Origin of the sequence: Streptococcus ilei, assembly GCF_000479335.1 — a bacterium.
GTDB lineage: Bacteria > Bacillota > Bacilli > Lactobacillales > Streptococcaceae > Streptococcus > Streptococcus ilei.
Map to the genome: position 1 here is coordinate 1,178,109 of NC_022584.1, position 25,474 is coordinate 1,203,582.

The following is a 25,474-nucleotide window of genomic DNA, read 5'->3' on the forward strand; positions in this document are numbered from 1 at the left end:
GCTATATTTAACTCTAGAAGTATTCATCCATCTAATTAATAAATATATCATATTTCACAATAAATGAATACTATCAAAGATTCATCCCCTTTCACTTCATCATTTAGTGTTGCTTAGATTTATCAAAAACAACCAAATTTGTATTAATTTCAAGTATCACCTAGTTACAAAAATTTGGGGTGAACAGAAAAAGCATCCCGTATTTTTGATACGAAATGCTTTCAATAAGTTTAAATAAGTTTTAACGTTTACTAAATTGTGATGCTTTACGAGCTTTTTTCAAGCCTGGTTTGGAAAGTATGGGTTTCAGATGGACTAAAAATAGCGTAATATCAGGGCTTTTCAGAACGATATCTACTAATTGATTTCATAAAATTTGAATCAATATTTTTTAAACGGGGAAATAGTTTAGGTCTCTAAGCATTAAAATAATACACCTAACTTTGGTCACCGTTTTTTAGTTATTCACTCTTTTTTCGGATAGTGTTTTTAAAGTTATGATGTAAAATGCCGCAATTAAAACACTATACATCATAATCAGAGGATAGACAATTAAGGATAGAATCAATCCCACTCCTTTAATTATTAGGTCAGGTATCAATAACTTCCTATATTGTGCGGTAGCTTCAAGTAATTCTTTCTGATCTATATTGGGTTTATCAATTACTTTATGTAAAAAACAGTTTGCTACCGTTGAAACAATAACGATCAGTCCATAAAAGAGCTGTGCCGTATGATTCATGAAATGACTACTAACTATTCCAGTAGCATAGGGCATAAATGAAACAAAAAATAAAAGATACAAATTCTTTCAAATTTCTCCCTTTTCAATTTGCCTAACTTGACCTGCATTACCTAGGTCGCTTTGCTTTAAATTATACTTTTTTCTTAAACATTTAATACGAGTAGGTATTTCTTGTGAGTAATTTTCATCAAAAAATTTCATATATAATCTCCCTATAATCATGGAAAAGTAGTAAAAATAGTTGTTATCCTAGTTGATTAAAAAAATCTCTGATTTCCTCATCTTTTATAAAATAATATATAATTTTCCCCTCTCTTCTAGTGTCCAAGATGTTTTGATTGGCTAGTTTACGAAGATGGTGGGAGGCAGATGCCATACTGAGATTTAATAAACAGGCTATATCGCAGACACAGAGTTCTTCGACGGCAAGGAGATAAAAGATGATATTTATCTGTTTATTATCGGTAAATTTTGATAAAATGCGAAGTGATTTTTGGACTTTTTCCTTTTCAAGGTAGTTCGTTGCGGTTGTAACATTTTGTTGATTTATAACATCCACTTGACAGATACTATCTTTTTTCATAATTTTTTCTCCTAGCCTAACACAGCCCATAGCATGTCAAAGCTGTTGTTTTCAATCAGGATATACATCCCCAATCCTAAATAGACAACGGCAATAAACCATCTGCTATATTTTTCCAAAGTTTCTCCAACAGAAGGGACTTGTGCTAATTTTTGGGCAGAAAAAACCAAGAGATAAATCATGACTAGAAAAGTAAGTAAAGTCACTATCAAATTCGCTAAATTTAAGGTGGTAAAATATGGGACAAAGACACCAATATTGTCAGCGCCACAACTTGCAAAAGTAATCATAGCGACTAGAAAAATCAGGTTTTTATTGTCTTTTCGCAAACCATCTTTTGCAATAGCTTCTCCATCAGAATCTCCTAAAAGCAAAACTTTGAGGCCTAGGAAAATTGGAATCAAACCGAGTAAACCTAAAATCTCTTTACTAGGAATATAATTTAAGACAAATGCAAAAAGCAAACTTAGGAATATTAGACTAACAGAGCCTAGAAATTGTCCTAAATAGATGTTAATGATGTCCTTTCTGCTTTTTCTTTTGGCAAAAAATAACATTAGGATAATAAGTAAGTCTACGGCTGTCCCAGAATACAGGATTATTGAAGTAACAATATTTTGAATCATAAAACACCTCATTCAAATATATTTTTGAATGTATTCTAACATTAACCTTTGTAGATGTCAACTTAAAATCCACCAATTAATAATTGCATGTCAATATTTGTATTGTGAAACTAGTTTCAGAAATATATAGTCTTAAAGTATGTCCACTGCCAATGGTTTTTTCAATATTTAAAAGGAGAGAACCAATTTGGTCCTCTCCAGGGTATAATTTTCCACCAACCCACTACAGTTGACAAAGAACCGTTATTCTCAAATGAGACAACTCCTTTTAGTTTTTATAACCTCAGCTTCTCGGTCTCTTACCTACTTTTAATAGAAAGACTACGAAGGACGATTCTTAAAGTAGTCAGATTGTGCAATATCGAAAGATTAGATGGGCTTAACCAATTTAACAACCCAAATCCAATTAAACTTCCATTTATTACAACTGTTTCTTGAATATTTCTTTGAATTAATTTCTGCAACGATTCAGATAAAGAATTCAATTCCTCGAAGAAATCTAAACGATTATCTAATAATAAAATATCACTCATCTGCTTAGAAATATCAGCACTTTCATTCATCACAACCCCAATATCTGCAAGCGTCAAGGCAGCAGAGTCGTTTAACCCGTCTCCAACCATCAAAATAGTTCGGCCAGCTTTCTGTAATTCCTGAACCAACTGAAACTTACCATCTGGTTTTAAATCAGTATAAACGTTGTCAAATGGCAGATCTTTAACCAACTCTTCTGTTCTAGCCAACGTATCACCAGTTGCCAGAATCAGTTTTTTCCCTTGGCGCTTTAGCTTTTTCAATGCAACTTTCGCCTCGCTTCTCAAGGGAGTGTGGATACAAAACATCCCAATTAATTCTTTCTTATAAGCCAAAAACAATAAATTGTAATGAGTCTTATATTGCTCAATCAAGGCCAGCTGCTCAGAACTAATTCTTACCTGTTCGTCTTGCATTAGTACATAATTTCCAATGACAACCGATTGACCATCAATTTGCGATTTAATCCCTTTGCTTGCAACATACTGAAGCTTGCCATGCATTTCTTCGTGTTCAATGCCTTCAATTTCAGCTTGTTTAACAATTGCATTGGCAATAGGATGATAGATATGTTCCTCCAAACATGCACTTATTCTTAAAATATCTTTCTCAGTATAATCTCCGAAAGGAAGAACCTTTTCAACCAAAGGATAACTCGTCGTGATGGTACCCGTTTTATCAAACAAGAAAGTATCCACTTCCAGATATTTTTCTAATACATCACCATCTTTAATAACCATTTCTCGATTTAGACCTTCCTTTATGGCCGTAAGGTAGGCTACAGGTGTGGATATTTTTAGAGCACATGAAAAATCCACCAATAAAAAGGAAATGGCTTTTGAAAACGAACCTGTTAACAGATAAGTCAAACCAGCACCTAAGAAGTTATATTTTACAACCTTGTCTGCCATCCTAATAAAATGACGTTGTTTTGTCTTCTTACTCTCTTCAGATTTTTTCATCAGATTGATGAGTTGCAAAATACGACTGTTTATCTGATTATCAGTCACACGAATTCTTAACTCTCCTGTTTCCAAAACAGTATTCGCACATACAGAATCTCCCTCTTTCTTTTCAACAGGGAAGCTCTCTCCAGTCAAGGAACTCTCATTGACCATGCCTAATCCTGAAACCACTTGGCCGTCAAACAAGATTTCATTACCTTGGGAGACAACTAATACATCACCTACTTGAACATCAGAACTCTTGATGCTGATGACCATGTCTCCCCGCACTAAGAAAACATCACTTTCTTTAGCAAGAAGGCTTTGTTCCAAATCTGTTGCTGTTTTTTTTAAAGACCACTGATCCAGATGATTACCCAAATCAAGCATAAACATGATGTTGCTAGCTGTCTTGGATTGGTTCATAAACAAGGACAACAAAATGGCCGAACAGTCCAAGACCTCCATGGTTAGTTCCTTGCGCGCTAAAGTTTGATAGGCTTCTTTGACATAACCCAAAGCCTGATAACAAGTCCAAATATAACGAATAGGGTAGGGTACAAAACTTCGAAACAGCAAACGCTTAATCGCTGCACCCGATACAATTGAATAAGCACTCTCTTCTCTACGAATGGGAAGAGTCATCAAGTCCGAAACTTTCCCCTTGTCAATTTTTTTTAAAAAGGCCTCTGCATTTTCTAATACAGAGAAGCCTTCTTTCATACGTAGAGTAAAGTGCTGCTGATCCATATAAAACTGAATAGAGTCGATCCCTTTTTCATCTTTAGCCAAGGAACGAAGATAATCTTGAATATCCAAGGTCAGTGAAAACGAGGACGATAATCGGATATGTTGATATCCTCTGTGTAGCACTTTAAAAGACATATTATTCACCTGTCAGGCTATCTAATTGTTCTTCTTTCTTTTCCTGTTCGTATAAATATTTAGCGTCTTGTAAAACATCATCACCGTGTTGTTTTACAACAGAAACAGATGCATCCAGTCCATCTTTCAATTTGTAAGCTTTAGCCAAGGCCTTAGAATAGCCTTTCTTAGCTTCTTTACTTGCTAAGACTTTCAAGCCAAGCGTCCCAAATGCTACCCCTCCTAAGAAGAGAGATGATTTTTTCGCAACTTTTACGACGTTTAATACTTCTTTTAACATGTTTATTTCCTCCTTGTAACTATTGTAGCGAAAAATGACAGCAAAAGCAATTGCTGATATCTGATATATAGATAAAATTCTCTATACTGATATTTAATTATATTATGATGAAAACAATATACTTTATTTTTTGATACTGTCAATAATTATGTGTAAACACTTAAGTAGAGTTACGGAGTGTTAATTAAATAAGCTTTCAAGTGTATCAGAACATTGACCAAACCCTTTATGGATTCGTTGACTTTGCTTGAAATTATAATCTTCAAACAACGTAACTAAGTAACGTTCCAGAGCCTCCTCATTAGGAAAAAGAACCTTCTTTTTCGTTTGATGTTTGATTTCTTTGTTAAGAGACTCAATGAGGTTTGTCGAATACATGCTGTGCCAAATCTGGTAGGGAAACTGATAAAAAGTTAAAAGATTATCCGTCTTCTCCAGACTTTCCATGACTTTCCTATACTTTGGTTTCCATTCGGCGAGAAAGTCCTCTAAAGCTTGTCCTGCCATTTCTAAATTTTCAGCACGATAAATCATTATAAATTGCCCCAGAATAACCGCTCTATCTGCTCGTTTCACTTTACTAGCTAGATTTCGACTAATATGAATTAAGCAACATTGTTGTTTAGCTAATGGGTGAGCCTGACTGATAATCTGCTCAAGCCCCTTAAAGCCATCTGTAACTACAAGAGAAATCTGTTGGATTCCTTGGTTTTGAAGCTTGTCTAACAGGGTGGACCAAGAAGCATTGTTTTCTTGAGGCAACTGTGCATAGCATATCTCTATGCGACTAAAGTCGCTAGAGCTATCCTAATTGCGCACCGCCAGTTCTCATAGAAAAAAACACCTTGCAAGATGCAAAGTGTTTTCGTTTGTATTCTGCTGTCCAGCAACGAATTAACGTTTAGAGAACTGGCTAGCTTTACGAGCCTTTTTCAAGCCTGTTTTCTAGTATTTTTATATCTATTGGCAGATTATCCGACTTATCCCCATCAACATCTGACTCTAACTCAACCTCTGAAGAAATCCTAATATTGCGTACTTTGATATATTCGATATTATTGTTACCTACTAGATCCCCTTTTTAATAAATCTGGGATAGCCGATAATTTAGAAATGATGGATGAATCCTTTAAAATCAAGATATTTCCATATTCATCTGTATTTTCATCAAATAGTTTTTTGTCTGCATAGTAATTGGATAGAAGAACTAAGACCTGAGTAGCTTCACCTTCATAATTGCCATTTTTGCTTTCAAAAGGTAATAATTGCTTGTTCATAGCTTGGCGAATCAGTTGCACCAGCCAAATTAATTGTCTTGACCGACGAATAAAGCGACTTCTTTCAAGGATTCGACCATAAGGAAACAGTTGGCAGATTCTATAAAAGTGTCGATGTGATTCGGCACGCTCATCAGACTCGCTACACAGAGCTGGTACATAATATCTGCTATAATTTTCTGGAAGATTTGGTCAAGCGGTCTTTTAGCCGTGTGACAGGCATACAGGAAAAACACTATTTATTTACTTTTTGCACGGGAGGCTTTAAGATGTTGCTGGACGCCTTTCTTGATAATCACTCAGAGTCGCCAGAGTGTCTGGGCTGGGATATGGCAAAGATATACCGCTGCCTGAAACTGTTCTTTGACGCTGATAAACGCGACATATCAATTAAAATGTCGCACTAAAATGATTGAAAAGTGATTGAAACTGTATTATAATGAACGTATATATTTAGAAAAGAGGTACTAACTATGGAAAACCTAGTAGTTTCAGTCTTTAACACTGAAAGCGAAGCTTATCAGTCCTTTGCGGATTTGAAGGCTTTCCGCCAAACTCAGACGACCAAGGTTGCTCAAATCGCCTTGGTCAAAAATGAAAACGGTCATATCGTTGAAAAAGAACGCTATGACTTTGAAGATTCAACGACGGATGCAGCCCTAAAAGGTGGCTTGCTCGGTGCAGTTATCGGGCTTTTGGGTGGTCCTATCGGCGTCTTGTTTGGTTATGGTATGGGTAGCCTCTATGGTTTGGCTGCTGGTGATGCCATTGATACGGCTGAAACTGGCCTGATTGACGTTGTTTCTCAGAAATTGACTAACGGTGAAACAGCCGTTGTTGCCTTGGTGCAAGAAGACAACGAAGCAGTCATCGATGCTTACTTCACCAAGTACGACACCCAAATCATGCGTTGGGATGTAGCAACCGTCGTAGCCGAAATCGAAGCAGCTCTGCAAGTCCAAGAAGACCTCTACAACCAGGCACGTGCACAAATGAAGGCTGAACGTAAAGCCGAACGCAAGGATAAACTTGAAGAATTCAAGGCAAATGTCAAAGCAAAATTTGACAAATTGAAAGCCTAACGTCTAAGCGTCTCATAAATTTAAATGTGACTGAGACGCCATTTAAAATTTATGTGCGTCGGATTCTCACAGTTAAATAATTGCGTTGACAAAGCCGTTACAGCCGTTCTTCCATTCTTTGAAAAGAATGTTTAATAGACAAGAAATCTGGACTAGTATTGGTCTGGATTTTTTTGTGAATATAGAGGTCATAGCTTTTTGACTATGCTTCGTTATAATTAGAAAAATTTTAAGTTTTATCAAGATGAAATCAGTCAGACGAAGACATCCCGAATTAGCACCAGCATCACCACACAAACTAAGACATACTGGTGCTACTCTTGCTAAACAAGCAGGTGTTTCTCTTGAAGCCTTCTCAGAAGCTCTTACTCATAGTGATAAAGAGATTACAAAAACTTACGTTAATATCAAAGATAAAGTCAATCAGACTGTAGGTGATATTGCTTTTCGTAGTTTAAAAAATTGATGGGGTGAATATGGGGTGAATTTTGGGGTGAACTTTGATTTTTTGAAACAAAAAAGACATCCAAGAAATAATTCTTGAATGTCTGTAAACGTTGATATAATCGTATTGATTAACGTTTTGAGAATTGTGATGCTTTACGAGCTTTCTTAAGACCTGGTTTCTTACGCTCAACTTTACGTGAGTCACGTGTAAGAAGTCCTGCGCGTTTCAATGAATCGCGGAAGTCTGGGTCTACTTGAAGAAGGGCACGAGCGATACCGTGACGGATTGCTCCTGCTTGACCAGCGTATCCACCACCTACAACGTTAACGAAAACGTCGTATGAACCTGCAGTTGAAGTAACTGCGAATGGTTGGTTGATTACAAGACGAAGGTCAGCGTGTGGGATGTACTCTTCAACATCTTTTTTGTTAACAGTGATTTTACCAGTTCCTGGAACAAGGCGAACGCGTGCAACAGCGTTTTTACGACGTCCAGTACCTGCATATTGTGCTTGTGACATACTTTATTGTTCCTTTCCTTAGATAAGTCCTGAAATATCAAGAACTTCTGGTTGTTGTGCAGCGTGAGTGTGCTCAGCTCCAACGAATACTTTCAATTTCATACCTTGAGCGCGGCCAAGAGTATTGTGTGGAAGCATACCTTTAACTGATTTCTCAATCAAACGAACTGCATTTTTAGAACGAAGTTCACCAGCAGAGATTGATTTCAATCCACCTGGGTGGTTTGAGTGAGTGTAGTAGATCTTATCAGTTGCTTTTTTACCAGTCAATTTAACTTTTTCAGCATTGATAACGATTACGAAGTCACCTGTATCAGTGTGAGGTGTGAATGTTGGTTTGTTTTTTCCGCGAAGCACGCTTGCAACAACTGCTGAAAGGCGTCCAAGAGGTACATCAGTTGCGTCAACAACGTACCATTTGCGTTCTACTTGGCCTGGTTTAGCCATGAATGTAGTTTTGTTCATGATTTCTCCTATTATGAATATCGTTTTTGTTTACAGGGCGGATGTTCCGGTCCGCAAGTTATTTGAAAGGTTCCGGGGCCTTACAAATGGGGTAAACAATACCGCCTACTATTGTATCAAATTTTTAAGATAAAAGTCAACCAATTTAAAAAATTATTTGCGATTTTCTTTTCCTATAACAAAGCCGATGAGAGAATTAGGACCGACGTGAGCAGCAATGACGGGACCTAGTGGCATGATCAAGACTTGGGAGATAGCTGGATTCTCCAACAATTGATCCTTGAGCTCCTCTGCTCCTGCCAAATCATCTGTATAGGAAACCAAGGCTGTGCTGTGACCGATATCTTCCTGGATCAGAGAAAGCATTTCCCGCATAGCTTTTTTACGTCCCCGAACTTTGGCTATAGGGGCTAACTTGCCTTCTGCATCAATCCAAAGAAGGGGTTTGATGTTGACCAAACTTCCGACGATGGCTGAACTCTTAGAGAGACGTCCTCCGCGCATCAGATGGTAGAGATCATCCACCAAGAAATAGGTCCGCAACTTGGGAGCGACTTCCATCAGTTCTTCCTTAACTTGATCCAAACTCTTTCCGGCATCACGCGCCTCAACTGCTAGCATAGACAAGTAGCCCTCTCCAATCCCTGCAGCTTTTGGATCGATGATTTCGATCACAGCTTCTGGGTATTCTTCAAGGACCAAGTCTCTTGCCATGATCGCACTCTGGTAGGTCCCTGACAAGACTGAAGAGAAGGCGATATAAAGGAGGTCTTCCTTGCGCTGAGCATAGCCCTTGAAAATCTCTTGGAATTGCCCAACATTGACCTGGCTGGTCGTTGGTTTAGCACCCTTTTGCATTTCTGCTAATAATTGGGGGCTAGTAAGTTTATCTGGACCTACTGTCTCATAATGAGTCCCATCGATTTGGATCGACAAACCGACGATTTCTACATCATGCTCCTGTGCCCATCTTTCATCTAAATCTGCAGTTGAATCTGTTAAAATTTTAAAGGTCATTTACTTGCTCCCATCTCTTTTTGTAGTTGACGTAGGCCCTCTTGGTCAAAAGGCCGTATCGGTGGTTTTTGATCGTTGACGGCTCCTCGCGCCTGGTTCAAATCAGCTTTGACAACGGCGACTCTCTTCTCCAGCTCACGCGCCGAAACACGGAGCGCTCCTTGAGCAAAGACCGTCCATTGCTCATTCAAGTCACTCGTCGCGACTGATACTTGGTGAAGGGGGGTATTGAGCTCTGCCGCCAAGCGTTCAATGTAGTCATCGGCGGTTTCATCCTCCGCTGTGAAGACCACTTGGACTTGAAATTCCTCATAGGTCTGACGAATCCCTGGCATATATTGGGCATCAAACACACAAATCACGCGAATGCCTTCAAAGCTGGCATAGTGACTAAGCTTTTCTAGGAGGATCGTTCGTGCGGCATCTAGCTCACTCTTCTTAAAGAGCTGACGGGTTTCCTGCCAGAAGGCAATCATATTGTAGCCGTCCACTAACAAAATCTTTTCCTTCATCGACTCCCCCTTCCTAGGATTTTCTTCTATTATAGTTTATTGCGAAAGACCTCATACATGAGGATTGCTGCCGCGACACTAGCATTCAGACTTTGGACATGCCCCTGCATCGGAATCGCGATCATTTCATCCACTTGCTTTTTAATATTGGACGAAATGCCCTTGCCTTCGTTTCCAATGATGAGGGCCAACTTCCCACTGGTATTCCATTTGTGAGAAGGCGTTCCATTCATATCGGTCCCAAAGATCCAAAAACCTGCTTCTTTGAGCTTATCCAAGGTTTGGCTAAGGTTGGTCACTCGAGCAATAGGGACATGCTCTACTGCTCCAGTTGAGGTCTTGGCAACAACAGGTGTCACCCCAACAGCACGGTGCTTGGGAATGATGACTCCAGCCACCTGGGTAGCGTCGGCTGTTCGGAGAATGGATCCTAAGTTATGGGGATCGGTCAAGCCATCCAAAATCAAGAGCAAGGGATTGTCTTGATCAGCTACCTGGGCCAAGATATCATTCAAGTCCGTATAGGCAAATTCTGAAACTCGCAAGACAAAACCTTGGTGGACAGCCCCTTCTGTCATTTCTTGTAAGGTCTTCTTAGGAGTCCAAGAAATGGACACCTTCTTATCTGCAGCCAGATCCTTGATTTTTTCTACATTCTTTCCTCGCAAATCGTCCTGGATATACAATTTATTTCCTGTATTTGCGATCAGTGCTTCTGTGACGGCATGAACGCCGTAAACAATATCGTTTTTTTCCATGAAACTAGTATAACACAATTGCCATATCTGGTGAAACATTTGGAGTAGCCCACTTTGCTTGTGGTATAATAAAACTAGTTTAGAAAAAGGAAAGAATCAGCATTATGCCACTTATTCACCGAACCATCAAGATGGTCCTCGCCACCTGTTTGGCCATCTTGCTTGCAGAGTTTTTAGGTCTGGCCTACGCCACCTCTGCGGGGATTATTGCCATCCTCAGCATTACCGATACCCGTCGCAGTACAGCTAGATTGGCCTACAACCGCTTTATGTCCATGCTTCTAGCCCTGTTCCTTGGAAGCTTAGCCTTTCAGATTCTCGGCTACAATCTCTGGGCTCTTGGTCTTTATCTGGCTACCTATGTCCCACTTGCTTTTCTACAAGGCTGGGAAATTGGCATCACACCAAGTTCCGTCCTGGTTACCCATCTCCTGCTAGAAAAATCCACTTCTCTAGCCCTATTAGGAAATGAAGTGGCTATTTTCCTAATTGGAACCAGCTTTGCTCTCCTTGCCAATCTCTATATGCCTTCTCGACAAGAAGAAATTGATCGCTATCACGAGATTGTTGAGGAACAACTCAAGAAGATTCTCTATCGGTTTGCAGAATTTCTGGGAAAAGGAGATGGAAGCAACGATGCCAGCTTGATTCGTGAGCTAGATACTATCTTAAAAGAGGCTCTCGATTTGGTGTATCTAGACCATTCCAACCACCTCTTCCATCAGACCAACTATCATATCCACTATTTTGAAATGCGCAAGCGCCAAAATAATATCCTGCGAGACATGGCCAACAACGTAAACAACTGCCAATTAGCCGCGAGCGAGAGTCTTATTTTGGCTCAACTCTTTGCTAAAACAGCCAGCCAACTCAGTCAGGAAAATCCAGCTCAATTCCTTCTTGATGAAATCAATCGCTATCTAGCAGTCTTTCGTGAACGACCTCTTCCTCGATCTCGTCAAGAATTTGAAACCCGAGCGACCCTTTTGCAACTCCTGCGAGATCTTGAAACCTTCATCTCCTTCAAGGTCGAATTTTATCAAAATTATCAGAAGGAACTTCAAGCTTAGCTCTATCTTTAGATCTATAAAAAATAGACTGGAAAGATTTTTCCAGCTCTTTTTTCTTTGTCATCAATTTATAACGAATTTTAAGAGAAAAACCTCCATATATATTGAAAGCGCTGTCATAAAGTGTTATGATAGGGGTGCATACATGTAAAGAACAAAGGAGGTCTCTTTATGCATTCTTCTTATAAGAAGCGTTTGTACACAAACGCACTCAGTCTCTCTACCGCTGTCCTATTAGCCTTCCTCGCACAAGGCCAAGTTGCTGCGGACACTGTTGAACCAGCAAGTCCTGCTACACCTGTCGAAAACGTCCTCAAGCCAGAGGAAACCAGTACTAGTCCGGCAAGCAGCACAGAGGCAACAAATCCTGCCCCTGCAACAGAAGCGACTGCTAGTCCAGCTGGGACAGGAGAAAGCTCTCCTACCGCTTCAGACACAGCGAGTCCTACAGCCAAAGTAGAAGCCCCTGTAACAGAGCGGGCTGCAAACGCAGAGCCTACTATCAGTCTTACTGATAGCCCTATTTACATGTCTGAAAAAGGGATGCTGACGGATACCGTCAAGGATCAAGCTCAGGCTGCTGGAAAGATCAACTGGACCTTGGACGACAAACCACTAGAAGAATGGAAAACTTGGGATATGGAGACAGGTACTCTGTCCAAAGATCCCTTCATCACAGTTGAAGAGAACAAAAACGGAAATGATTTGGATCTAACCTTTACTGTCAAGGAACTCTTTGGTGAAGATTTAAGTCTTCGGAGCCCTAATAATATCCGTCGGACCTATCGGAACTATATCGGTGAACACACTTTGGTTGGAACCAGCGCAGATCTTGGACTAACTATTCGCAAGAATCTAACCTTCCGTCCATATAAAGATTTCCATACCCACGAGGAGATGCTAGCTTCTATTGAACAGACAAAGGCAGAAGCCAAAACAGACCGTCTGGTTCAGCTCGAAACTCTTGGCAAGAGCGCCCAAGGACGGGATATGAAGATGGGAATTGTGAGTAAGGACCAAGCAAGTATTGACCACTATCTCTCATCTACCAATCCAAAAGCTTTGACCAAACCAAGTGAAATGCTGGCAGCTCTGAAGGACAAAACCTTAGATTACAAACTGCCTGTCCTAGTTCATAATACGCATGCGGATGAACAACCTGGTATTGATATCATCACCGGTCTCTTCCGTACCTTCGCCACAGAAGATCAAGTCACTTTTAAAACGACAGACGAAGCTGGTAACGTCAAGAATGTGACTCTGGACATCCCAACTCTCTTAAATAAATTTATCTTCTTGTTTGACTTCACGGAAAACCCAGACGGGGATGCTCTCAACTTGCGTGCTTTGGCCAATGGACTGGATCCAAACCGGGATGCTAGCTACCAAACCAACCCAGAAGTGCGTACCGTCATCCAAATGATCAACAAGTGGAATCCAATCGCTCTCTATGATATCCATGGATTTGTCAAAGAATTCTTGATCGAGCCTGCAACACCTCCACATGATCCGAACTTTGAATACGACCTCATGTCCAACCTCATGTTGGAAAATGCCCGTCATATGGGACGGGCTGGAGTTGCCAATTCCAAATACGATAGCTACATCATTCCAAAACTAGACTGGGGAGATGGCTGGGATGATTCCTTCTCTGGGTATACAGGTGTCTATGCTGTCTATCACGGTATCCTAGGCCATACGATTGAAATTCCAGAATCCAACCAAGAATCTTATTATGCTGGTCGTAATGCTGTCCTCGGAGGCATTGACTTCCTCAACAAAGATCCAGACAAACTCCTTGAAATGCGTCTCAACTTCTACTTACGTGGTCTCAACAAAATTGAAGATCCAAAAGCAGAAAACGAACTGGTCGGTCCAAATGGGGAAATCGTTGGACGTGTGAAAAATGGTCGTCCGAAATTCTTCCCAGACTACTATGTCATCCCAATGAGCCTCGACAAGGACAATGACGCCCAAGAAGCCTTCAATATGATCGACTACTTCAAACGAAACGGTGTCCTCGTTAAAGAACTCAAAGAAGATACAGGCAGCTACAAAAAAGGGGACTTAGTCATTGATATGGCCCAAGCCAAACGGGGCTATGCCAACCATATCCTCTATAAAGGTTCGAATGAATCCGCCTGGGCAGCCATGTATGCAGAACTTCTCGTTAACTTCCCTGATATGAAAGGCTTCAAGGCAGAACCTGTATTCAAGGACGGTCTCTTTGCTGGAAAACTTGGAGAAGTCACAACCACTCGCGCGACTCGGACCTCTGAGATCGATCCAAAAGCACCTTACTACGTCATCGCCAATACATCAGCTAGCGCTGTTCAAGCAGTAAACAAGGCGATTTCCCAAGGCAAATCTGTTTACCTAACAGATGATGGTTACATCGTTGACCGCGATACCTTCGCATCGCTCCTTCCAAATTATGCTATTTACGGTGAAGCCCTCTACAAGGTTCCAAACGGTCCAACCTTAAAACCACTGAAAATCTACTCACCTAATTATCACTACAATTGGACTGGAGTAGATGCGCCTGCTCATACTAGTTTGGTTCTTGAAAAATTAGGTTTCCAAATCGTCGATACTCCTGAAGAGGCCGATGTCATTGTGCTTGAAAACAATCGCTATGATGCCTCCATCTTCGGCAAGAAACCAACCCTCGTCATCGGCGGGGAAGCCATGCAGAAACTGGAAAAATTGGGAGTTCTTTCAGGATTTGATGCTGAAAAACTAAAAGGTGGCAGTGACTACGAGGGCTTGATGAAGGCCATCATTGATGACCAAGACCCACTGACCAGTGGTTACAAGAAGAACGCCCTCTTCTACTCCAACTCAGGAAACTGGATTGAAAAAGTTCCAAGCAACTTCAAGACCTTGATGAGTATCGCTTCAAGCGACTACTACATTGCGGGCTGGTGGCCAAAAAATGAGGTCCTAGCCAATAAGGTCATGGCCATTTCTGGGGAACTTCTCGGCCAACCACTCTTTGTCTATGCTGGAAATCCAACCAATCGCCAACACCCTGTCCACTTCTTCCGCTGGGTAACCAATGCGATCTTTGGTAGTAAGTTGGCTACCTTGACAGACTACGTTCCAGCTAAAGACCCAGATCAAGTGGTAGTTCCAATTCATAACCAAACAACCACTCAACAGCCAATCTTGGCCAAGAAGGACACTCCTACAGTTCTCCTTCCACAAAAAGAAACTACAGCTGAAACTGGAGAAAGCGTACAAGCCTTGGCCTACCAAGTTGGACAAAGCTTCCAAGAAAATCCAGCCAAGCCACAATTGCCACAAACTGGAGATCACTCAAGTGGACACTTTATCCTTTCAAGCTTCTTGCTAGCCGTTAGCGGTGGATTCCTCCTCTTGAAAAAGAAAGAAGTTGAATAAGTTCCAGGTTTAGACTTGGATGGCATGAAAAGAACCTTCGCAGATGCGAAGGTTCTTTTCGGAAATAAAATATTTTTCAAAACTTTCCTTAGGTGAGTACGGACGTCAGCGAACTTCTTCGAAGTTCCATGACTTAGTTTTGAGCCTAAGGTCTCAAAACTCCCGAGTGCTTGAAACAATAATGTTTCAAGCACTTTTCTCACAGCGGAAAGTTTCAGTTTATACTTGACTGATTCTAAAGTAATAGAAATCTTCTATAAATTTTTCAGAATATTTAATGAAAATACTATTCTACATCTTAAATTCTAACAATGATGCAAAGTTCCTTCTTATTCTTGTAGTTCCAGCACGATGGTTTGGTAAGGGGCCAATTCTAATACCTGGTCTTCTTCTTGGAATAGTCCCGTGACATTATTTAAAATGACAGTTTCAATCGGAGCTGGCAAGTCCAAGCTAGCTTGACGATTTTGAAAATTGCTGACAATTAAGAGACGCTTCTCCCCACGACGTTCGAAGGCGATGATGTTTTCACGATCCCGATAAGCTGGGATCATATCTCCAAACCGGATGGTATTTCCATAGAGAGGATGGCGATACAAGGCCGTCAGCTGACGATAATAATTCAAGATGGAGTCTGGGTCCTTTTCCTGGTCTTCCACATTGATGGAATAATCCGGTTTGGGACTGATCAACCAAGCTGGTCCATCGCTAAAGCCCAGACCTGGCTCTGCTGTCCACTGCATCGGCGTCCGCGCATTGTCTCGGCTGTAGTTGGCAATCGCCGCCAAGGCTTCTTCCTCGCTCAGACCGGCCTCTTTAGCCACATGGTAGCCATTAATCGTTGCGATATCATCAAAATCCTCCACTGATTCAAAGACTTGGTTTTCCATCCCAATTTCTTGGCCTTGATAGATAAAAGGAATTCCCTTGCGCAACACTTGAATGGTTCCTAGGGCTTTTTTACTGGTATCGTTTACAGGACCTTCTGCGATATAGTGGGACACACCACGAGGCTCATCATGATTTTCAATGATGGTTGAGAGGACCCCAATGCTATCCGCGCGCTCATGCGCTTGAAAAATACTTTCCTTAAGTTCATCTGCTGTTGGAAGAGTATGGTCAAACCAGCCCTTTCCTTCCTGACCTAGCATGGTTTGCTTGAAGTCAAAAATCGAAGAAAAGACACCATCTTTTCCGATAAAGAAATGCAATTCTTCGTCGGTTTCATTGAAAACTTCCCCTACAGTGAAGGCATTGTACTTAGCAAAGGTTCGCTCCTTTAACTCTTGCAAGAAGGGTTCAATCGGTTGGGCATTCACCAATGATTCCGGTACTGGGACCAAGCCATTGGCACGATCTGATGGAAGCGAACGCCATTCCAGATCCTTTTTGATATTGATAATGGCATCGATCCGAAAGCCCGCAATCCCCTTGTCCAACCACCAGTTGATCATAGTGTAAATTTCTTCGCGCAGGACAGGATTTTGCCAATTGAGATCCGGCTGATCCTTATGGAAAGAATGGAGATAGTATTTGTTGGTGCCAGGAACCGGTTCCCAGACACTGCCTCCAAAATAACTTTCCCAGTTATTGGGCTCCTTGTCACTTTCGATAAAATAAAAGTAATCCGCATAAGGGCCATCAGGATCCGCTAAAGCTTTTTGGAACCACTCGTGATGGCTGGAGCAGTGGTTGACCACCAAGTCCATAATAATGGAAATGCCACGCTTCTTGCCTTCCGCAATCAACTCTTCCATGTCTTCCATAGTCCCAAAGAGGGGATCAATGGCATAGTAGTCTGAAATATCATAGCCCTGATCAATAAAAGGACTCTTGTAAATAGGGGATAGCCAGAGAATATCGATTCCAAGTTTTTCAAGATAATCTAGCTTTTGAGTAATTCCTTTCAGGTCCCCAATCCCGTCGCCATTGCTGTCCTTAAAGCTTTTCGGGTAGATCTGGTAAGCGACTTTTCCCTTCCACCAATCTTTTTCCATTTCTTGTCTCCTTTAATAAATAGAAGGCCAAGACATGCGTCTCAGCCTCTATATTATTCAAATTTTAGTATACTGTTTTTTCAGTTTCTTTATCGAAGAAGTGAGCTTTGTTCAAGTCAAATCCAAGTTCGATAGTTGCACCTGTTTCATGGTAGTCACGCGCATCCACTTTAGCGATGAATTCGTTGTCACCAACTTGGCAGTACAAGTGAGATTCAGAACCAAGCAACTCAGATACAGAGATGGTTGCTTTTACTACTGATTCTGGGAATGTTTCAAGGAAAGCAGCCTCTGTATTCACATCTTCTGGACGGATACCAAAGATCAATTCTTTGCCTTCATAACCTTTTTCACGAAGAACTTTCAAAGCACCTTCTGGAACTTTCAAATTCAAACCGTTAGCAACGATGTAGCCATTTTCCAATTTCACGTTAATGAAGTTCATCGCTGGGCTTCCGATGAATCCAGCTACGAATTTGTTCACTGGGTTTTTGTACACTTCTTGCGGAGAACCAATTTGTTCAACACGTCCAATTGTACCAGTACCAGCAGGGTTCTTAGTTGCTGACATGATAACGATACGGTCTGCCAATGTCATCGCTTCTGTTTGGTCGTGAGTTACGTAGATAGTTGTAGCTCCGATACGACGGTGGATTTTAGCGATTTCAGCACGCATGGATACACGCAATTTGGCATCTAAGTTTGACAAAGGTTCGTCCATCAAGAACACTTTTGCATCACGGACAATGGCACGACCCATAGCCACACGTTGACGTTGACCACCAGAAAGGTCAGCTGGTTTACGATCCAAAAATTCTTTCAAGCCAAGGATTTCTGCTGCTTCTTGTACACGTTTGTCGATATCTTCCTTGCTGTATTTACGCAATTTCAAACCAAAGGCCATGTTGTCATAAACAGTCATGTGTGGGTAAAGAGCGTAGTTTTGGAATACCATGGCGATATCACGGTCTTTAGGTGCCACGTTGTTTACAACAGTACCATCGATCGAACATTCACCTTCTGTGATGTCTTCAAGACCAGCGATCATACGAAGAGTTGTTGATTTACCACATCCTGAAGGACCTACGAAAACGATAAACTCTTTGTCTTTGATGTCCAAGTTGAAGTCTTCAACTGAATAGTGCTCGCTGTTTGGATATTTTTTGTAAATATTTTTAAGATTTAATTCTACCATGATGGTACTCCTTTGATTTTTATAATTCTATTGTAAATGAAAACGTTTTACAAAGCTATGGCAAGTCTCACAAAAAAGAAAAAGAGTTTTGTGCAAGTTGCACAAAACCCTCTATTTATTCCGTTACATCACATCCTGTAGAACCAAATGGTAACAAAGAGCTAGATCTGTCAGGTTTTTCAGTTGGAGACCCGTTAGCTCTTCCCATTTGTCCATCTTGTATTGAAGGGAATTCCGATGGAGATAGAGTTGCTGAGCCGCCTTGGTCACAACTGCTCCGTTATCCCACAGTGCAACAATGATATCCTGCAACTGGTCTTGACTCCCGATCAACTGATGCAAGCGTTCTTTGATAGGATGGAGATCCAAATCTGCCTGCTCGATTCCCCACAGATAGAGTTGAGAAAAGCGGTAGACACCTTGGTGCCCTTCTCGGATCCAGGCTCTAAAGGCTGCCCATTCTGCTCGGATGACAGGAGACACTTTTCCATCTTTTGACTCTGTCCATACCTGCCCGACCATGATGGATAAGCGAATATTAAAGTCATACTCCATGGCAGAGACGGTATCTTTTAAGATATCAGCCACAGTTAGCGACTGCTCTTGATCCAGAATGAGCACATAATCTTGTCCACTCAGTTGCAAGGTTGCTCGAAAGTTTGGCAAGAGCGTCTGCATCATCTCTAGCCAAGAAGCAATACCTTCCGCTGTCGAATGTGAGAGGTGACAATAGACGAGTTGCATCTTTTTAATGACTTGAGGGGCTTCCCCTTTCCCATCTATCAGGTATTGGTACCATGGATTGGGGGCAAGATCTTCCTCACTAGCCAACCAGGCAATCAAATGTTTTTCTCTCTCGGTCAGATCTTCTTCCTTCAATTGCAACCATTGCTGGGCCTGCAGGGGAATGGCTACAAAACCAGCTGGTGGATTGGGTTGATCCGTTACCTCTGCCTGAGGGAACCACTCTCTGATATCTTTCACTACTTTGTCCCTTCTTCCACTTTTTGAATACACCAAGCCACCAATTCCTCTAAGCGGTTGATTTCATCTGTCAAGTGCAAGTAACCCATGACCGCTTCAAAACCTGTCGACATACGATAGGTTACGACGTCGGCATTTTTTGCCTTGGTGTGACTATTGGTGTTACGGCCGCGCTTATAGATTTCAACTTCTTTCTCTGTCAAAACATCTTCCTCAAGCATGGTCGCAATCAGATTAGCTTGCGCCTTGGCAGAGACATACCTAGTCGCAGTCTGGTGGAGTTTGTTAGGCTTGGTCATCCCTTGCAAAATCAAATGCTTACGGATATACATGGAATAAACCGCATCTCCCTCAAAGGCTAGGGCAATCCCATTAATCAGATTGACATCAATCACGTGTCCACCTTACACCTTCTTTTGTATCCAAGAGCTTGATTCCTTGCGCAGCCAATTCATCGCGAATTTCATCTGCTCGCGCAAAATCTTTCTTAGCCCGCGCTTCTTGGCGTTCAGCGATCAAGGCTTCAATATCCGCATCCAAGACTTCTTCGACAAAGACCACTCCAAAGACTTCTAACATCTTTGCCAAGGCCTCCTTGACATCTTGGTTGTAATGTCCTGAGTTGATCCATTTGGCCAATTCAAAGACGACGGTGATTCCGTTTGCCGCATTGATATCTTCATCCATAGCCGCTACAAACTTGTCCACAAAGCTTTGCAAGTCTGCTGGATCCACTTCTCCTGTGAAAGGTTGCTCGTAGGTATTTTTCAAATACTTGAGGTTGGTCTCCGCATCGCGCACAGCTTTTTCTGTGAAGTTGATGGGTTTGCGGTAGTGCTGGGTCGCAAAGAAGAAGCGAAGCACTTGGCCATCGATAGTCTTGAGAGCATCATGCACAGTGATAAAGTTGCCTAAGGACTTGGACATCTTGACATTGTCAATATTGACAAAGCCATTGTGCATCCAGTAATTGGCAAAGGTCTTGCCTGTTTTAGCCTCTGACTGAGCGATTTCATTGGTATGGTGCGGGAATTCGAGATCGGCTCCACCCCCATGAATATCAATGGTATCTCCTAAAATCCCCGTTGACATGACCGAACATTCGATGTGCCATCCCGGACGACCAGGCCCCCAAGGGCTTTCCCAAGAAACTTCACCTGGCTTGGCAGCTTTCCAAAGGGCAAAGTCGACAGGATTTTCCTTGCGAGCCGTCTCTTCGTCTGTCCGACCTGAAGCACCTAGCTCCAAGTCTTCTAGAGTTTTATTAGCCAATTTGGCGTAGTTGTGGGATTTTTCCACACGGAAATAAACATCCCCTTGACTCTCGTAGGCATAGCCTTTTTCGATCAAGTCGGTGACAAAACGAATAATATCATCCATAAACTCAACCACACGAGGGTGACGGGTAGCAGGCTTGACCCCCAGAGCCGTCACATCCTCACGAAAAGCCGCTATGTACTTGTCTGCCACTTCCTGAGGCGTAATGCCTTCTTCCTTGGCACGGTTGATGATCTTATCATCCACATCTGTAAAGTTGGAAATGTAGGTAACTTCGTAGCCACGATACTCAAAGTAGCGACGAATCGTGTCAAAGGCTACCGTTGAACGGGCATTCCCCACGTGGATATAGTTGTAAACAGTTGGCCCACAAACATACATCTTGACCTTGCCGTCCTCGATAGGGTCAAAATCCCGCAAGCTGCGGGTCATGGTGTCGTAAATTTTAATCATGCGGTCCACTCCCTTCTCTATTTCTGACTTTTTCGGCTGAAAACCAGCTCTGCAAAAGGGCCAAATTGTCTGAGGCTATCCAGTTGGTAAAAGCGCTGCCCTTCCTCTTGGGTAAAGAGGGGAACCCCCTTTCCTAGGATAAGGGGCGCTATCTGAATAATGAGGTGGTCGAAAAGATCCGCATCCAAGAGCGGTCCTACCAAGGAATTACCACCAATCACAAAGACATTTTTGCCTTTGTCAATCTGGTGAACAAAGTCCACCACATCCCCAGCTACTGGCTGGTAATTGCTGACAGGCAGATGCCTATCATGCGTAAAGACATAGTTTTCCGTAGCTTGATAAAAACTTTCTACATCTTGCAAATCTTGGATTTCCTCAAAGGTCCGCTTGCCCATGATGGTGATATCCATTTGCCTGTAAAAGTCATCATAGCCTGTATCCTCTACAGAACCAAGCTGATGCAGCCAGTCTATCCTGTGCTGGCTGTCTGCCAAGTAGCCATCCATGGTGATACAGCCGTAAAAATATACTGCCATTCTTGTAGTTTCCTTTCCAGTTCTACACTTTTGGTTTCAGATAAACCACCTGGGTCTGTTTGACAAAGCCAATCTTTTCATACAAGCGTTTTGCACCTAGGTTGCTGTCTTCTACGGCAATCTGAAATGCCTTGTCATTTTGCTCAATCAGTTGGTTGATAAGGGATTTTGCTAGATAAGTTCCATAGCCTTTTCCACGTTCAAGTTCAGCTATTGCCAAGCCAAAGAGGTAATTCGTATTACTCGACAAATCAACCGTGCAAGTTCCAATAACCTGACCGTTTTTTAATAAAATATATAGGAGACTTTCTGGATCCTTCAGAGCTTTAGCGACATATCTATCCACAACTTCTCTAGATTCATGGTCCTCTGAGAATGCCTGAAATTTTAACTGACTAATTTGATCCTGATACGAACGATCTGCTAACAAAACTTCCAGATTGGAAACATTTGCTAACGGATAAGGTCTTCTATCCTTACCTAACCAAGTTTCTGTCTCTTCATCCTCAACCAGTCCCCAGTTGCTGGCGAAATCAGGATGGCGCTCTAGAAAAATACGCTCAGTCTGAAAGGTAACAGACTCAATTGGATAAGAGGCCGTTTCTTTCTCAAAACTTCTATACAAAGCCCGCGCAATGCCTTGACAACGATGGTTGGGGTGGACCAGTATCGCCACTTCCACATCTAGGTCATCTGCATAGACTGTTAATAGGCCAACAAGTTCGCCTTTTTCATAATAAAGGAAAAAGGCGGGCATATTTGGGTCAAAATTAAGCATGTTAGAGAGATAGGGCTCCCGAAAAGTTCCGTCATAGTTCTGACAGGCAGCAATCAGGGCCTTGACTTCCAATAGTTGGTGGTCATTCAATGTATTGATTGCTTGAATCATGTGGCTATCTCCTTACAAGCTAGAAGACCGATGACTGGCTTCCTTGGCGTGCTCCATCTTATTCACGTAGTATTCGCGTTTTTCTTCTTCTTGGTGAATGATTGGCTCATCCTTTTTGCCGTGAACCCGAACAATCTTGGCAGGGACTCCGACAACGGTCACATCACTCGGTACATCGGAGACCACAACCGCTCCTGCTCCTACTTTGGCCTTGGCTCCAATCTCAATTGGGCCGATGACCTGGGCATGAGCGGAGACCAAGGCTCCTTCACGGACCGTTGGATGGCGTTTGCCGATATCCTTCCCAGTTCCTCCAAGGGTCACCCCGTGGTAGAGCATGGCTCCTTTTTCAACAATAGCCGTTTCCCCGATGACAAGGCCTGCTCCATGGTCGATAAAGACACCTGAAGCAATGGTCGCACCTGGATGGATCTCAATCTGGGTCCAAAAACGCCAGAACTGACTATGCATCCGCGCCAAGAGCTTAAAACCATGATTCCACAAAAAGTGAGAAACACGGTGAGCAGCTAGAGCTTTTACCCCAGGATAGGTCAAGAGGACTTCCAGCGAGGTACGTGCTGCTGGGTCATTTTCTTTTACAATATCAATGGTTTCACGCCACCATCCCATACCGTGCTCCTTTCTTTTGATTGCTTATTCTTTCGTTTCTTGGCTTGCATCTTTAGCAAAGTCTTTTTTTGGTTTGTGGTGACGAGGACGATCACCATGACGATGAGCCTTATCCCCTTTTTCTTCTGCATGTTCTGGTTTTGGTGGACGAGGAAGAAGAGCCTTCATCGAAGCATCGACACGGCCTTTTTCATCGATCTTAATTACCTTGACATCCACTTCATCACCGATTTCTACCAAGTCTTCGACACGGTTGGTACGTGTCCAAGCCATTTCAGAGATATGAACGAGGGCATCTGTCTTATCAAAGAGGTTTACAAAGGCACCAAATTTCTCAATCCGAACCACTTTGGCATGGTAAACTTCATCCACTTTCGCTTCACGAACCAAGCCAGCAATGATTTCTTTGGCACGGTTAATCGCAGCTTGATCACTCGAGTAGATAGACACGTTACCTTCTTCGTCGATATCAATCTTAACGCCTGTTTCAGCGATGATCTTGTCGATGGTTTCTCCACCTTTACCGATGACAATCTTGATCTTGTCCACATCAATCTTGATGGTATCAATTTTCGGAGCAGTTGGAGCCAATTCTGGACGAACTTCTGGAATCGTTTCTTCAATCACATCAAGAATTTCAAAACGAGCTTTCTTGGCTTGAGCAAGAGCCTCCGTCAAGATTTCTGCAGTAATCCCTTGGATCTTGATATCCATTTGAAGGGCTGTAATCCCGTCACGCGTACCTGCAACCTTAAAGTCCATATCTCCAAAGTGGTCTTCCAAACCTTGGATATCTGTCAATACGGTATAGTTACTTCCATCAGAAATCAGTCCCATGGCAATCCCTGCTACTGGCGCCTTGATTGGCACACCACCAGCCATAAGGGCAAGCGTTCCCGCACAGATAGAGGCTTGAGAAGAAGAACCGTTTGATTCCAAGACTTCTGCTACCAGACGGATCGCGTATGGGAATTCTTCCAAGCTTGGCAAGACTTGCTCAAGAGCACGCTCACCAAGAGCACCGTGACCAATCTCACGACGACCAGGCGCACCGTAACGACCCGTTTCACCAACAGAGTATTGTGGGAAGTTATAGTGGTGCATAAAGCGTTTCTTGTACTCTGGATCCAAACCATCGATGATTTGCGTTTCACCCATTGGCGCCAACGTCAAGGTAGAAAGGGCCTGCGTTTGTCCACGAGTAAAGAGACCTGAACCGTGCACACGGGGAACGAAGTCAACAACCGCTTCCAAAGGACGGATTTCATCGACCTTACGACCGTCAGGACGAACCTTGTCTTCTGTAATCAAACGGCGCACTTCTGCGTGTTCCATTTGTTCCAAGATTTCAGCCACATCCCGCATGATACGGTCAAATTCTTCGTGGTCTGCATATTTTTCTTCGTAAACGGCTGTGACTTGGTCTTTGACTGCTTGAGTTGCAGCTTCACGAGCCAATTTTTCTTCTACTTGGACCGCTTTTTGAAGGTCACTGTTGTAGGCTGCGATGATTTCAGCTTGCAATTCCTCATCTACATGAAGCAATTCAACTTCTGCTTTTTCTTTGCCGACTGCCGCAACGATTTCTTCTTGGAAGGCAATCAATTCTTTAACGGCTTCATGCCCTTTCAAAAGAGCTTCCAACATGATTTCTTCTGACAATTCTTTGGCACCAGACTCTACCATGTTGATAGCGTGCTTGGTACCAGCTACTGTCAATTCAAGAAGCGAGCGCTCTGCTTGTTCTTGGGTTGGGTTGATGATGATTTCCCCATCGACATAACCTACTTGTACTCCAGCGATTGGGCCGTCAAATGGAATATCTGAGATAGACAAGGCCAAGGATGAACCAAACATGGCTGCCATTGGTGCAGAGGCATTTTCATCGTAAGAAAGGACAGTATTGATGACTTGCACTTCGTTACGGAAACCTTCCGCAAACATCGGACGGATCGGACGGTCAATCAAACGCGCTGTCAAAGTCGCATCTGTTGAAGGACGTCCTTCCCGCTTCATAAAGCCACCAGGGAACTTCCCAGCTGCATACATTTTTTCTTCGTAATTGACTTGGAGTGGGAAGAAATCCCCAGTTGCCATCTTCTTAGACATGACAGCTGCCGTCAAGACAGTTGACTCACCGTAACGTACGACAACAGAACCATTTGCTTGCTTGGCAACCTGGCCAGTCTCTACGATCAACTCACGACCCGCAAAAGTCGTTTTAAACACTTGTTTTACCATTTTAATCCCCTTTGGATGGATAATATTATACGACTTGCCTACAAAAATCAGGATACAAAGGGCGTGAAGAATCCCGTATGAAAATAGGAGATTGACGCAGTGTGCCACGCACACAAGGAA

The 25,474-nt window shown here is 42.4% G+C and carries 22 protein-coding genes and 4 pseudogenes; 4 read left to right on the plus strand and 22 right to left on the minus strand.

Going from position 1 to position 25,474, the window contains the following annotated elements:
• Positions 1-811: 811 nt before the first annotated feature.
• From N596_RS10340 to N596_RS10250, 8 genes and pseudogenes are all read right to left on the minus strand, one after another.
• On the minus strand, positions 812-946 hold the full coding sequence (locus N596_RS10340; RefSeq protein ID WP_023024363.1) for a hypothetical protein: 135 nt from the start codon (positions 944-946) through the stop codon (positions 812-814).
• A gap of 43 nt (positions 947-989) precedes the next feature.
• A complete protein-coding gene (cadX, locus tag N596_RS05630) occupies positions 990-1,328 on the minus strand; it encodes a Cd(II)/Zn(II)-sensing metalloregulatory transcriptional regulator CadX (RefSeq protein ID WP_000711078.1) in 339 nt (112 codons plus the stop codon).
• 11 nt (positions 1,329-1,339) lie between these two features.
• Positions 1,340-1,954 carry a CadD family cadmium resistance transporter gene (locus tag N596_RS05635; protein ID WP_002911684.1) on the minus strand — a complete coding sequence of 205 codons (615 nt, stop codon included), beginning with the start codon at positions 1,952-1,954 and terminating at the stop codon, positions 1,340-1,342.
• Between the two features lie 299 nt (positions 1,955-2,253).
• On the minus strand, positions 2,254-4,317 hold the full coding sequence (locus N596_RS05640) for a heavy metal translocating P-type ATPase (protein ID WP_002893754.1): 2,064 nt from the start codon (positions 4,315-4,317) through the stop codon (positions 2,254-2,256).
• 1 nt (position 4,318) lies between these two features.
• Positions 4,319-4,597 (minus strand): DUF6110 family protein, encoded by a 279-nt coding sequence (locus tag N596_RS05645; protein ID WP_002902306.1) that lies wholly within the window; start codon positions 4,595-4,597, stop codon positions 4,319-4,321.
• Between the two features lie 180 nt (positions 4,598-4,777).
• Positions 4,778-5,368: pseudogene (locus tag N596_RS05650) on the minus strand (IS256 family transposase); the annotation flags it as partial.
• 148 nt (positions 5,369-5,516) lie between these two features.
• Positions 5,517-5,850, minus strand: a pseudogene (locus tag N596_RS10345) (diacylglycerol/lipid kinase family protein); the annotation flags it as partial.
• A gap of 3 nt (positions 5,851-5,853) precedes the next feature.
• Positions 5,854-5,997, minus strand: a pseudogene (locus N596_RS10250) (IS982 family transposase); the annotation flags it as partial.
• Positions 5,998-6,347: 350 nt separating this feature from the next.
• Here N596_RS10250 and N596_RS05660 point away from each other — a divergent pair.
• Together N596_RS05660 and N596_RS05665 are read left to right on the plus strand one after the other, a co-directional pair.
• Complete coding sequence (locus tag N596_RS05660) at positions 6,348-6,956, plus strand: DUF1269 domain-containing protein (protein ID WP_023027249.1); 609 nt, start codon at positions 6,348-6,350, stop codon at positions 6,954-6,956.
• Positions 6,957-7,200: 244 nt separating this feature from the next.
• Entirely contained in the window at positions 7,201-7,422 is a 222-nt protein-coding gene (locus N596_RS05665; RefSeq protein ID WP_002893762.1) for a tyrosine-type recombinase/integrase, read from the plus strand.
• A gap of 109 nt (positions 7,423-7,531) precedes the next feature.
• Here the strand turns inward: N596_RS05665 and rpsI are convergent, their stop codons facing one another.
• The 5 genes from rpsI to rlmB form a co-directional block, all read right to left on the minus strand.
• Entirely contained in the window at positions 7,532-7,924 is a 393-nt protein-coding gene (rpsI, locus tag N596_RS05670) for a 30S ribosomal protein S9 (protein WP_002893764.1), read from the minus strand.
• Between the two features lie 18 nt (positions 7,925-7,942).
• Positions 7,943-8,389: a 50S ribosomal protein L13 gene (rplM, locus tag N596_RS05675; protein WP_002876943.1), complete on the minus strand. Its 447-nt coding sequence runs from the start codon at positions 8,387-8,389 to the stop codon at positions 7,943-7,945.
• Positions 8,390-8,542: 153 nt separating this feature from the next.
• Positions 8,543-9,406, minus strand: a complete 864-nt coding sequence (locus N596_RS05680) for a DegV family protein (protein ID WP_023027250.1) — start codon at positions 9,404-9,406, stop codon at positions 8,543-8,545.
• On the minus strand, positions 9,403-9,918 hold the full coding sequence (locus N596_RS05685; RefSeq protein ID WP_023024371.1) for an NYN domain-containing protein: 516 nt from the start codon (positions 9,916-9,918) through the stop codon (positions 9,403-9,405). Before N596_RS05685 ends, N596_RS05680 begins: the two co-directional genes overlap by 4 nt.
• Before the next feature lie 29 nt (positions 9,919-9,947).
• Positions 9,948-10,676, minus strand: a complete 729-nt coding sequence (gene rlmB / locus N596_RS05690) for a 23S rRNA (guanosine(2251)-2'-O)-methyltransferase RlmB (protein WP_042361243.1) — start codon at positions 10,674-10,676, stop codon at positions 9,948-9,950.
• A gap of 104 nt (positions 10,677-10,780) precedes the next feature.
• Between rlmB and N596_RS05695 the strand changes: the two genes are divergently transcribed.
• Positions 10,781-11,746 (plus strand): aromatic acid exporter family protein, encoded by a 966-nt coding sequence (locus N596_RS05695; RefSeq protein ID WP_023027252.1) that lies wholly within the window; start codon positions 10,781-10,783, stop codon positions 11,744-11,746.
• Positions 11,747-12,253: 507 nt separating this feature from the next.
• Positions 12,254-15,148 (plus strand): annotated as a pseudogene (locus N596_RS05700) (LPXTG cell wall anchor domain-containing protein); the annotation flags it as partial.
• Positions 15,149-15,477: 329 nt separating this feature from the next.
• Here N596_RS05700 and N596_RS05705 read toward each other — a convergent pair.
• The 9 genes from N596_RS05705 to pnp all read right to left on the minus strand — a co-directional run bounded on the left by N596_RS05705 (position 15,478) and on the right by pnp (position 25,354).
• On the minus strand, positions 15,478-17,145 hold the full coding sequence (locus N596_RS05705) for an alpha-glucosidase (protein ID WP_023024378.1): 1,668 nt from the start codon (positions 17,143-17,145) through the stop codon (positions 15,478-15,480).
• Positions 17,146-17,209: 64 nt separating this feature from the next.
• The gene (locus N596_RS05710; protein WP_023024380.1) at positions 17,210-18,340 is read right to left on the minus strand and encodes an ABC transporter ATP-binding protein; all 1,131 of its coding nucleotides are present in this window, start codon (positions 18,338-18,340) and stop codon (positions 17,210-17,212) included.
• A gap of 123 nt (positions 18,341-18,463) precedes the next feature.
• A complete protein-coding gene (locus tag N596_RS05715) occupies positions 18,464-19,324 on the minus strand; it encodes a helix-turn-helix domain-containing protein (protein WP_023024382.1) in 861 nt (286 codons plus the stop codon).
• Positions 19,324-19,719 (minus strand): Mini-ribonuclease 3, encoded by a 396-nt coding sequence (locus N596_RS05720; RefSeq protein ID WP_023024384.1) that lies wholly within the window; start codon positions 19,717-19,719, stop codon positions 19,324-19,326. The genes N596_RS05715 and N596_RS05720 overlap by 1 nt, the downstream gene beginning before the upstream one ends.
• Positions 19,712-21,055: a cysteine--tRNA ligase gene (cysS, locus tag N596_RS05725; protein ID WP_023027254.1), complete on the minus strand. Its 1,344-nt coding sequence runs from the start codon at positions 21,053-21,055 to the stop codon at positions 19,712-19,714. The genes N596_RS05720 and cysS overlap by 8 nt, the downstream gene beginning before the upstream one ends.
• Positions 21,056-21,072: 17 nt before the next feature.
• Entirely contained in the window at positions 21,073-21,594 is a 522-nt protein-coding gene (locus tag N596_RS05730; RefSeq protein ID WP_000301974.1) for a dihydrofolate reductase family protein, read from the minus strand.
• A 22-nt stretch (positions 21,595-21,616) separates the two neighbouring features.
• Complete coding sequence (locus N596_RS05735) at positions 21,617-22,483, minus strand: GNAT family N-acetyltransferase (RefSeq protein WP_023027255.1); 867 nt, start codon at positions 22,481-22,483, stop codon at positions 21,617-21,619.
• 12 nt (positions 22,484-22,495) lie between these two features.
• Complete coding sequence (gene cysE / locus N596_RS05740; RefSeq protein ID WP_023027256.1) at positions 22,496-23,113, minus strand: serine O-acetyltransferase; 618 nt, start codon at positions 23,111-23,113, stop codon at positions 22,496-22,498.
• A gap of 24 nt (positions 23,114-23,137) precedes the next feature.
• Positions 23,138-25,354 carry a polyribonucleotide nucleotidyltransferase gene (pnp, locus tag N596_RS05745; RefSeq protein WP_023027257.1) on the minus strand — a complete coding sequence of 739 codons (2,217 nt, stop codon included), beginning with the start codon at positions 25,352-25,354 and terminating at the stop codon, positions 23,138-23,140.
• Between the last annotated feature and the right edge of the window lie 120 nt (positions 25,355-25,474).